Raw genomic sequence first — 10,372 nt, 5'->3', positions numbered from 1 at the left:
AAGCCTATAGCCGTAGTGATTGGATTGGTAACTGGACTCTATTTATATTTGGCTGGACTATAGCGTGGGCACCCTTTGTTGGTATGTTTATCGCTAAAATTAGCCGCGGCAGAACCATTAGGCAATTTGTTGCTGGCGTGATGCTAGTTCCGACTATTTTTACCTTTTTATGGTTTTCTGTATTTGGCGATACCGCGCTAAATTTAATAATGAATGAAGGGTTTAATACTTTAATAACCGATGTTCAAGCAAACCATGCCGTTGCGCTATTTCAATTATTTGAAGTGCTACCTTTATCGTTTATTATTTCGCTACTGACGGTTATTTTAATCATTACCTTTTTTGTAACCTCATCTGACTCGGGCTCGTTAGTTATTGACTCCCTCGCCTCTGGCGGGAGTATTGATACGCCTGCATGGCAACGGGTGTTTTGGGCTGTGCTTGAAGGCGCTGTGGCTGCTGTTTTACTAGTAGCAGGTGGGCTAAGTGCACTACAAACCATGACAATAGCCAGTGCCCTACCCTTTGCTATTATTATGCTTATTGCAACCGCGGGACTTTGGCGCGCACTTACCATTGAAGGCCATCGCGATACGAGCTTACAAGCACATGCGCTCAATAGCCGTAATGTTAACCTATCTCATTGGAAGCGCCGGTTAGCCGCTATGGTTAATTATCCGAATAAGGAAAAAGTGCATACCTTCATTAGTAGTGTGGTGGTAAAAGCAATGCAAGCTGTTCAAGCAGAATTAAAAGCGCGCCAGTGGCATGCCGAGGTAGATTTTGATACTGACTTAGGCCGCGCCCATTTAACCGTACTACGCCATGAACATGTTGATTTTGTGTATGATATTCGCCTTACTGAGCACCCAATGCCAAGCTTTGCCTATACAGAGCTAAAACCGGATGCTGATAACTCCGAGATGTATTACAAGGCAGATGTTTTCTTACGCCGCGGTGGGTTATCTTACGATGTATATGGCTACAGTGAAGATGATATTGTGAAGGACATTCTTGATCAATTTGAGAATTACTTGCACTTTTTAGGTAACAGCCCAGGGGAACTTCCGTGGGATATGGCCGAACACGATGACATGTTAAATAGCGACAAACCTTAAATAAGCGCTTTAATTAACAGCGCAATTTTGATGCAATAAAAAAGGCACTGAAAAGTGCCTTTTTAATCTGCTCAATTAATTTTTTAATTACAGCGCGTTAAATACGTCGTCTGTTTTAGCTGCGCAAATAAAATCGTTTTTGTGCAAGCCTTTAATTGAATGACTCCACCACGTTACGGTTACTTTGCCCCACTCGGTTAATAAACCAGGGTGATGGCCTTCATCTTCTGCCATATCACCTACTTTATTGGTAAACGCCATAGCTTGTTTAAAGTTTTTAAACTTATAAATACGCTCAAGTTGCATAATGCCGTCGCGTACCTCTGGTACCCAGTCTGGAATTTTTGTAATAAGTTGGGCAAGCTCTTCCTCAGATACTTTTGGCGCATCTACGTTACAGGCTTCGCATTTTTGTTCACTTAATGAAGACATTTTAAATCCTTACTTTAGCGTTTCTTTTTAAATTAAAGTTAACCGGCTAATTTTTCTTTAGGTGGAAATTTTGGGTCGTGCAAACCAAGCGCTTTAGCTTGCTCAACCAAAGTCATAATATCCATTTGCGATATATCAAACAGATCATGAATCGAATTTATGGTGTAGTACTGTGGTTGCATAATATCAATGCGGTACGGCGTACGCAGCACATCAATTACGCTCATAGGCGTTATCTCTGGTGTATCTGAATACACGTACTGGGTTTCACCTGGGCTTGATAATATACCACCGCCATATATACGCAGGCCGTTTTCGGTTTGCATTAAACCAAACTCAACGGTAAACCAATACATACGTGCAAGGTATACACGATCTTTTTTCTGCGCTGCATACCCTAATTGGCCGTATTTGTGTGTGAATTCGGCAAAGTCAGGGTTTGTTAGCATAGCGCAGTGGCCAAATATTTCATGGAAAATGTCAGGCTCTTGCAGGTAGTCAAACTCTTCTCGACTACGAATAAACGTCGCTACCGGAAATTGTTTGTTTGCCAATAACCTAAAAAATTCATCAAAATCGATAAGCGCAGGTACAGGCGCTACTTGCCAACCGGTGGTGGCAAGAAGCACTTCGTTAAGTTCGCTTAACTGCGGAATACGATCGTGTGGTAGGTTTATTTTTTTAAGCCCATCCATGTACTCATCACAAGCTTTGCCTTCTATGCACGCAAGTTGGCGCGTAACAAGCTCAGACCAAATTTTGTTTTCTTCTTCGCTCCAATGAATAACACCGTTTTCATCAGGTGTTTTAGAGGTGTATTTACTTGCTTTAGCCATAATAACCTTCTTGGGGTTAAGCCCTAAATGTGTGTCAGTGTGATACTCAAGATTAGTGAATATCTAATGCAGCCATACTATGCAAAAGTGAAGAAAAGTTTAATAGTTAGGCGGATATCTACATTTAGCACGATCCCCTAAAGTGTATAGTTAAAATTACATCACCGGCATTAATATTATACAACCACTAAATTAAAGGCGTTAAGGGTAAATTCAAATGTACACAAATAAATACACTTAACAAATTAATGTAAAAGCTTGGTTTAAGTCGTCAATAATATCGTTAACATCTTCAAGCCCTACAGAGATTCTTATTAAGCCATCACTTATGCCTGCGGCTGCTCGCTCCTCGGGTGTGTAAGGGGAATGCGTCATTGATGCGGGGTGCTGAAGAAGCGTTTCGGCATCACCTAAACTTACAGCAAGTGTGCAAAGCTTCATGCTATCTATAAACTGCGCTCCTTGAGCAAGGCTGCCTTTAATTTCAAATGCAATTACGCCGCCTGCGGCTTTCATTTGCTTGCCTATATATTTGTTGCCAGGGTGCGATTTAAGCCCAGGGTAATAAACAATATTAACCTGTGGGTGCGTCTCTAAATATTCGGCAACCGTTTGCGCGCTTTGGCAATGGCGCTCCATGCGTATAGCTAAAGTTTTTAATCCGCGATTAATAAGCCATGCGTCGTGCGGGCTTATGGTGGCACCAATATCTTTAAGTACCGTCATTTTTATTAAGGTAATGTGCTCATGCGTTCCACACACAAGCCCAGCTACTACATCGCCATGGCCGTTTAAGTACTTAGTGGCACTGTGCACAATAATATCTATGCCGTACTGCTTAGGTGATTGCAGCAGTGGCGTTAAAAAGGTGTTGTCGACCACACTAATTAAATTATGTTGCTTAGCGAGCGCGCCAATTAAGGCTAAATCAATGACTGCCATTGTGGGGTTGATTGGCGTTTCTACAAATATCATTTTTGAATTAGGTTTTATAGCAGCGCGAAGCTCGCCCTCGTTGGTCATATCAACAAAAGTTACTTCAATTCCCCAGCGCGGTAACATGTGAGCAAAAAACGCAAAAGTACATCCATACAATGCACTTGATGCAATTAAATGATCGCCCTGCGATAAAAAGCTTAATACCGACGCCGATACAGCGCCCATACCTGTGGCGGNGCTTCGCAGCACTCTAACTGTGCTACTTTTTGCTCAAGTTCGGTGGTGGTTGGGTTACCTAGGCGGGTGTAGATATAACCGGGCTCATCGCCTGCAAAACGCGCGGCACCTTGTGCTGCATTTTCAAAATGAAAGGTAGAGGTTTGATACAAAGGCGACGTGAGTGCGCCATGCGGATCATTTGCTTTTTGCGGGCCATGAATACATTGGGTATTAATATGCTGCTTGCTCATTGTGTGCTCTCGTTTTTATTATGTGTGTCAATTACATAAATAAAACGCACCGCAGTTTAAATCACAAGCATGCCGGATGCTCAGATGGCTATTTGTGCAAAAACCGCTCAGCGAGGTTTTGTACACAAATATTGCCACTGCTACTTTAGGACGTTGGCTCGGCCTTTTTACGGCTCATAATTTTGCTGGCAATACTTTGCACTGTGCCTTTTAACAAGCTGCGTTTGTTTTCAAGCCGTGGTAATGGGCGGCTAAGCTCCATTGCTTTGTAACCAATACGTGCTGTAAAAATACCGGCGCTTACACCTTGCGCTGCACGCCCCGAAAGCTTACCTAAAAGCTCAGCACTGAGTGCTGTGGCTGCTAAATCAGATACAAGCTCAGCACTGCCTACAAACATAACTTGTTTTATTAGCATACGGTAGAGCTTAATGCGGCTTGCGTAACCAAAACCAATGCCATAAATTTTACCAATTTGCTCTATTAATTTAGTACCGCGCCAAAGCACCGCCATCATGTCCACCAGCGCAAGGGGGCTTAAGGCAACAAGCAACGCTGACTCTGTCGCAAAGCGGTTTATAAGCTTTTTAGCTTGCGTGTCTTGCGTTATAAGCAAGCTATTTGCGTAAAGGGTCATTATTTCTTTATCGCTATGATGGGTAGCCACTTGGTTTTTAAACGCTTCGAAGTTGTCTAGTTGTTGGTGCTTGTTTAGTTTTTCAAGCCAGGGTAATGCGCCACCTACTTGCTCACTATTTAAAAGTCTGTCGGCTTCTTGGCGGTGTAATTGATTACGCTTTAAACTGCGCAGCATTCTGTATTCGCGCCATAGCATGCGCCCAATTAGCAACACACCGCTTACCACCGCCGTTAAATACACGCCGCCTAAAATGACCGACTGCTGAAACGCAAACACTAACGAATACGCAAATTCTAAAAGCACTAACACTAAAAAGCTGACAACAAACACACCTTTAAGCGTTTGCCATTTTGACTTTTTATATACCGGCTCTAACTCTATTTCATCTTCAAGAAGCTCATCATCAGGCTCTTCAATGTATTCACTTTGACCCTGGGTAATTATTTTTGCAGGGGCAAGTTTAGGCTCAGTCTGCTCATCTGCTTGGGTATTAATACGTCTACCCGCTTGAAATGTTTGGTGTGTATCGTTCATGATAATTTATCTCCTAACAAGTACTGCATCACATGATCAAGGCGAATATGCTTAAGTTGCTTATCGGGGTTTGGCATAGGCGCAAACGATAAAAACTCAAAACCCTGCGCTGGCCACTCATTTTTATTCAGCATGCGCTTTGGTGGCTGTGGGGGTAAATAAGTAAGCCAATCTTGCTCGTTAAGTGGTTTGCCATAAATGCAATCAAGCGTTTGGCCTTTATCGGCCACTTGGCGCGGCTGCGTTGCTGCAATTGACGACATTGCCATGGTTTCTATTTGTACGCCATCAAACTTTAAGTGATTACTTTGCTCATGCACTAGCGAGTCAAGTAGTAGTGCTAAGTCTTTATGGTGCTTTGCACTTATATGATCTGACTTATTTGCAGCAAACAGTATTTTATCTATGTTGGGTTTAAATAAACGCTTAAAAAATCCCGACTCGCCGTAATTAAAGTGTGCGAGTAATTGGTTTATTACACTACTTTGCTCTTGGAGTGTTTCGTGGCCTTCGTTTAAAGCGCTGAGTACGTCTACCAACACAATTTGGCGGTCAAAGTGTTTAAAGTGCTCATTATAAAATGGCTTAACCACCTCTTTTACATAGGCGTTAAAGCGCTTAATTAAATGCGCTAAGTTAGAGCCTGCCACTACCTCATCACTTTTTATATGCTGCGCATTTACCGGAAAAAACAACAAAAGCGGCGCACCTTGTAAGTCACCAGGCATAAGCATGCGCCCAGGTTGTAACATGGCAAGCTTAGTATCTTTTTTAAGGCCCACCAGCATACTTTGATAAAGCGCCGCAATGTGTGCAAGCAAGCCTTCATCTACAGGCGCATTTAAATCAAGCTGTTCAAGCGCGTTTAAAAATTCAGTAGAGGTGTTCACACGCGGGTGCTGTAGTAACAGCGGGTATTGTTGCTCGCACCACTGACTATAGCTTTGCTCAAGCATAGGTAAATCAAGTAGCCATTCACCTGGGTAGTCAATAATATCTAAATACAGCGTAGATTGCGGCGAAAAATGCCCACGCAACCCTGATGCGCTTTGGTATTTAATCGCTAAACGCAGAGTATTAATACGCTCGGTTGATGCAGGCCATGCAGGCATCCCATCAGTTGGGAGCAAGGCATTAAGCGCGCGCGAGTAGTCAAACGTAGGCACTTTTAACGCCTCTTGCGGCACCACTTTGGTGGCTATATGGCGGTGCTCTCGCATTACATCAAAAAACGGTAAGTTTTTATCATCGCTTTGTGTTGTAAGGTGCTTAACAAGTGCGGAAATAAACGCGGTTTTACCACTGCCACTTAGACCGGTTACGGCCAATTTTACGTGTTGATCTAAACTGCGATGAAGGGCTTTTTGGGCTGAACCTTTAATACTTTTAAAGGTTTTTTTGGCAAATGAAGTGCTACTCATAATGGGCTAGCACTTCATTGATGCTGTTAATCACCGAACAAAGTGCTATTAAATCCTTTAAAGTTTGTTGATTTCACGGCTAACCGTAAACTCGCTTGAAGTAACATGGCGTTCCATATCTTGAAGGCGCGAATCTATTCGCGTTAAACGCTCTTTTAAGTCTTGCAATGCGCGGCGCGGTGGCTCGCCTTTTTGCCATACTTTAAATTTAACTTCTAGCGGATCGTCAGTTTTAGTTGAGCTACTAGTATGTATAGTTGTGGGGTCTTTTTTATCTAAAATAAACCACGCTGCAATATACGCTACCACAAATAATGGGCCACCCGTTAGCAGTACCGCACTAACAAAAATAATGCGAACTAACCATAACTCCATATTAAAGTAGTCACTTAATCCCGCACATACACCGGCGATTTTGCCGCGCTGTGGGTCTCTTAATAATTCGCGTTTGGCACTCATACTTTGCGTCTCCATTGTGGTGACTCTTGATCGAGTAATGCTTCCAGGGTTTCTACTCTATCAGCCATTTTTTCGGCCTTGTGGGCAAGTTCCAATAACTGGCGATGTTCATGCTCACTTAACCCTTGGCTCACTTGCTTTTTGCTACGGTAGTGCAAAATTAACCACAGTGGCGCAACAAAAATCATGAACAAGATAAATGGTGCAATTAGTATCTCTGGATCAAACATAATCCTCTCCTGACAATCCGTAATCGATGTTTTAAGCAGTGGGGCACTTTAAGTACCCCTTTATAAGTTATTTATCAGCTAGCTTCTTTTTAAGTTCGGCAAGCTCATCATCTATCTTTTCATTTTTTTGTAGGTCGGCAATTTCATCTGCAAGCGACTTTTTACCTAAATCGTAAGACTCTATTTGAGATTCTAGTCCATCAATTTTAGTTTCGTAGCGCTCAAAGCGATTAAGTGCATCTTCTACTTTAGAGCTATCAAGGGCTTTTTTCACTTCAAGGCGCGACTCAGCCGAACGTTGACGTAAAATAATTGCCTTTTGACGTGCTTTAGCATCGGCTAGCTTTTCTTGTAGAGTGGTGACTTCTTGCTGAAGTTTCTCAATATGAGACTCTACATGCTCAAGCTCAGACTCTACTGCTGCAACTGCTTCTGCCGACTTTTGCTTTTCAAGTAACGCTGAACGCGCTAAATCGTCGCGGTCTTTACTTAATGCAAGCTCAGCTTTGTCTTGCCAATCGCTTACTTGTGCTTTTAGTGTGTCTACACGACGTACTAACTCTTTTTTCTCAGCTAGTGTTTTAGCTGACGTAGAGCGCACCTCTACCAATGTGTCTTCCATCTCTTGGATAATAAGACGAACCATTTTTTCTGGGTCTTCTGCTTTATCTAAAATGGCATTGATATTAGAATTAACAATGTCTGCAAAACGCGAAAAAATTCCCATAACATTTACCTCTGTAATATAAACTTAGTTGGTCTGCGTAACTAGTATCAATATGCTTGCCAACTTTTTAAAATCTAAAATACACTTTATTTTCATTAAGTTAAACTAAATATACAAATTCCTTTAGTTATCCCTGATTATGAAATACACTAACTGTTAGCAAAAATGACCAAGAGTTAGGAAAAATGAGCCAATATCGCCAACAGGATAATTTACTCGGCCAATCTGATAGCTTTTTAGCTGTACTTGATCAGGTATCGCAGTTAGCTAATTTAGATAAGCCAGTGCTTATTATTGGCGAGCGAGGAACCGGTAAAGAGCTTATAGCCGCCCGTTTACATTTTTTATCAAAGCGTTGGGATCAAAACTACGTAAAGCTTAACTGTGCAGCCCTTAACGAAAACCTCCTCGAAAGCGAATTATTTGGTCATGAAAGTGGGGCTTTTACCGGGGCAAGTAAACGTCACGAAGGTCGCTTTGAGCGCGCTAACAGCGGTACCTTATTTTTAGATGAGCTGGCTAATACGTCGGCCATGGTACAAGAAAAGCTTCTGCGCGTTATAGAATACGGTGAATTTGAGCGAGTCGGTGGTAAACACACCGTAAAGGTAGATACTCGTTTAGTGTGTGCCACCAACGAAGATTTACCCCACCTTGCTGAACAGGGCGAATTTAGAAGTGACTTACTTGACCGCTTAGCCTTTGATGTAATTACCCTGCCACCACTGCGCGAACGTCAAGACGATATTATGCTACTCGCTGAGCAATTTGCCATGAATATGGCACGCGATTTAGAGTGGGAGTTATTTAGTGGCTTTACCCGCAGCGCCACCGAAACCCTGCTAAATTACGATTGGCCGGGTAATATACGCGAGCTTAAAAATGTAGTTGAGCGAAGTTTGTATCGTCATGGTAATGAACATATTCCCGTTCACCAGATTATTTTAGACCCATTTGAAAGCCGTTTTAGACCCAAAGCACGCATTAAAGCTCCTATTGCAACACCGCTTGCCCCAGCTGAGCCTACAACACTAGCCACACCTGTTAGCGAGCTTAGTAACGAGCTTAGCGCCCCAATTGAATTTCCGTGTAGCTTAAAAGAGCGCTCTAACGAATTTGAAATAAATATGATTAATAAAGCCCTCGAGCATAGCCAATTTAATCAAAAGAAAACTGCAGAAGTACTCGGTTTAACGTATCATCAATTACGTGGTTATCTTAAAAAATACAATTTATTAGAAGATAAATAGTTAGAGGTTATGCGAGTGCATAAAATACTACTTGTTTTACTAGCCAGCACCTTAACAGGCTGCTTTGATAGTAAAGAAGAAATTATAGAAGAGAAAAACCAAGGCCTCGTTTATTGCGCCGAAGCGAACCCTGTGTCGTTTAATCCGCAAGTAACAACCACTGGCTCAACTATTGATATTATTGCTAATCAGTTATTTGACCGTTTAATTAGTATTGACCCTGTTACTGCAGATTTTAAAAGTGAGCTGGCAACCGATTGGAAAATTAGCAACGATGGAAAGTCGGTCACCTTTACGCTGCGTAAAGGCGTAAAATTTCATTCTACCTCGTACTTTACCCCTACTCGCGATTTTAACGCTGATGATGTTATTTTTACCTTTAGCCGATTATTTGACGTGTACAACCCGTACCATTTTGTAGGCGATGCAAACTACCCGTATTTTCAAAGTGTGGGGCTCGATCAGCTTATTCGTAAAATTGTGCGCGTGTCTGACTATCAAGTGCGCTTTGAGCTATTTCACCCAGAAAGCAGTTTTTTAACGAACATGGCCACCGACTTTGCCGTGGTGCTGTCGCAAGAATACGCAATGCAATTAAAAGCGCGAGATCAAACTAATTTATTTGATCAGTACCCTATTGGCACAGGCCCCTACATATACAAAGAGTACCGACGCGATCACTTAGTGCGCTTTTACCGCAACCCCCTTTATTGGAAGCACGATGTTGCCCTTGAACAGCTGGTTTACGACATTACGACAAACGGCACTACGCGCATAGCAAAAATGCTCACTAAAGAGTGCGATGTAACCGCGCACCCAAGTAGCGCACAACTGAGTATTTTAGCGCAACGAGACGATATAAACGTTGAAAAAGAAACCAATTTAAATATTGGTTATTGGGCCTTTAATACTGAGCGAGCCCCTTTTGATGACATTAGAGTGCGCAGAGCCCTTGCGCATGCAATTGATATAGACAAAATAATGCAAGCCGTTTATTACGGTAATGGTATACGCGCGCAATCTATTTTACCGCCGACTTCGTGGGGCTTTGAACCACAAGAAAACATGCCTATGTTTGACCCTGAGCTGGCTAAAAAACTACTCATAGAAGCGGGGTTACCGAATGGCTTTGATATGACCATTTGGGCAATGCCGGTTAGTCGAATATACAACCCTAATGCCCGTAAAATGGCTGAGCTGATGCAGAGCGATTTACGCAAAATAGGTGTTAATGTGAGTATTGTTGAGTACGAGTGGAATACTTTTATTCAGCGTATAGGTGAGCACCGCCACGATAGCGTATTACTCGGCTGGGC

General features: G+C 42.4%; 10 protein-coding genes and 1 pseudogene. 3 read left to right on the top strand and 8 right to left on the bottom strand.

The window, feature by feature from the left end:
- Positions 1-1,118 (top strand): BCCT family transporter (locus L650_RS0120990; RefSeq protein ID WP_029774300.1); only part of this gene is annotated, 1,118 nt, incomplete at its 5' end.
- An 87-nt stretch (positions 1,119-1,205) separates the two neighbouring features.
- On the opposite strand, the gene L650_RS0120985 is transcribed toward L650_RS0120990, so the two are convergent.
- From L650_RS0120985 to pspA, 8 genes and pseudogenes are all read right to left on the bottom strand, one after another.
- Positions 1,206-1,550 carry a 4a-hydroxytetrahydrobiopterin dehydratase gene (locus L650_RS0120985; protein ID WP_029774299.1) on the bottom strand — a complete coding sequence of 115 codons (345 nt, stop codon included), beginning with the start codon at positions 1,548-1,550 and terminating at the stop codon, positions 1,206-1,208.
- Positions 1,551-1,588: 38 nt separating this feature from the next.
- Positions 1,589-2,386 (bottom strand): phenylalanine 4-monooxygenase, encoded by a 798-nt coding sequence (gene phhA, locus L650_RS0120980; protein WP_029774298.1) that lies wholly within the window; start codon positions 2,384-2,386, stop codon positions 1,589-1,591.
- 237 nt (positions 2,387-2,623) lie between these two features.
- Positions 2,624-3,795: pseudogene (megL, locus tag L650_RS0120975) on the bottom strand (methionine gamma-lyase).
- Positions 3,796-3,940: 145 nt separating this feature from the next.
- Positions 3,941-4,969 (bottom strand): YcjF family protein, encoded by a 1,029-nt coding sequence (locus L650_RS0120970; RefSeq protein ID WP_029774297.1) that lies wholly within the window; start codon positions 4,967-4,969, stop codon positions 3,941-3,943.
- On the bottom strand, positions 4,966-6,390 hold the full coding sequence (locus L650_RS0120965) for a YcjX family protein (RefSeq protein ID WP_029774296.1): 1,425 nt from the start codon (positions 6,388-6,390) through the stop codon (positions 4,966-4,968). Before L650_RS0120965 ends, L650_RS0120970 begins: the two co-directional genes overlap by 4 nt.
- Positions 6,391-6,447: 57 nt before the next feature.
- On the bottom strand, positions 6,448-6,849 hold the full coding sequence (gene pspC, locus L650_RS0120960) for an envelope stress response membrane protein PspC (protein ID WP_029774295.1): 402 nt from the start codon (positions 6,847-6,849) through the stop codon (positions 6,448-6,450).
- A complete protein-coding gene (gene pspB, locus L650_RS0120955) occupies positions 6,846-7,079 on the bottom strand; it encodes an envelope stress response membrane protein PspB (RefSeq protein ID WP_004586907.1) in 234 nt (77 codons plus the stop codon). Before pspB ends, pspC begins: the two co-directional genes overlap by 4 nt.
- 67 nt (positions 7,080-7,146) lie before the next feature.
- A complete protein-coding gene (gene pspA / locus L650_RS0120950) occupies positions 7,147-7,806 on the bottom strand; it encodes a phage shock protein PspA (protein WP_004586906.1) in 660 nt (219 codons plus the stop codon).
- A gap of 185 nt (positions 7,807-7,991) precedes the next feature.
- Here pspA and pspF point away from each other — a divergent pair, with 185 nt between their 5' ends.
- Complete coding sequence (gene pspF / locus L650_RS0120945) at positions 7,992-9,056, top strand: phage shock protein operon transcriptional activator (protein WP_029774294.1); 1,065 nt, start codon at positions 7,992-7,994, stop codon at positions 9,054-9,056.
- A 15-nt stretch (positions 9,057-9,071) separates the two neighbouring features.
- Positions 9,072-10,372 (top strand): ABC transporter substrate-binding protein (locus L650_RS0120940; RefSeq protein WP_085065545.1); only part of this gene is annotated, 1,301 nt, incomplete at its 3' end.

The organism is Pseudoalteromonas sp. TB51 (assembly GCF_000498055.1).
Lineage (GTDB): Bacteria > Pseudomonadota > Gammaproteobacteria > Enterobacterales > Alteromonadaceae > Pseudoalteromonas > Pseudoalteromonas atlantica.
The sequence above is the reverse complement of the archived record's forward strand: the minus strand, read 5'-3'. Positions and strand labels throughout refer to the sequence as shown.

Excerpts from the sequence above, each read along its gene's own strand:
- L650_RS0120985 (WP_029774299.1), bottom strand. The coding sequence starts at position 1,550 with ATGTCTTCATTAAGTGAACAAAAATGCGAAGCCTGTAACGTAGATGCG.
- phhA (WP_029774298.1), bottom strand. The coding sequence starts at position 2,386 with ATGGCTAAAGCAAGTAAATACACCTCTAAAACACCTGATGAAAACGGT.
- L650_RS0120970 (WP_029774297.1), bottom strand. The coding sequence starts at position 4,969 with ATGAACGATACACACCAAACATTTCAAGCGGGTAGACGTATTAATACC.
- L650_RS0120965 (WP_029774296.1), bottom strand. The coding sequence starts at position 6,390 with ATGAGTAGCACTTCATTTGCCAAAAAAACCTTTAAAAGTATTAAAGGT.
- pspC (WP_029774295.1), bottom strand. The coding sequence starts at position 6,849 with ATGAGTGCCAAACGCGAATTATTAAGAGACCCACAGCGCGGCAAAATC.
- pspB (WP_004586907.1), bottom strand. The coding sequence starts at position 7,079 with ATGTTTGATCCAGAGATACTAATTGCACCATTTATCTTGTTCATGATT.
- pspA (WP_004586906.1), bottom strand. The coding sequence starts at position 7,806 with ATGGGAATTTTTTCGCGTTTTGCAGACATTGTTAATTCTAATATCAAT.
- pspF (WP_029774294.1), top strand. The coding sequence starts at position 7,992 with ATGAGCCAATATCGCCAACAGGATAATTTACTCGGCCAATCTGATAGC.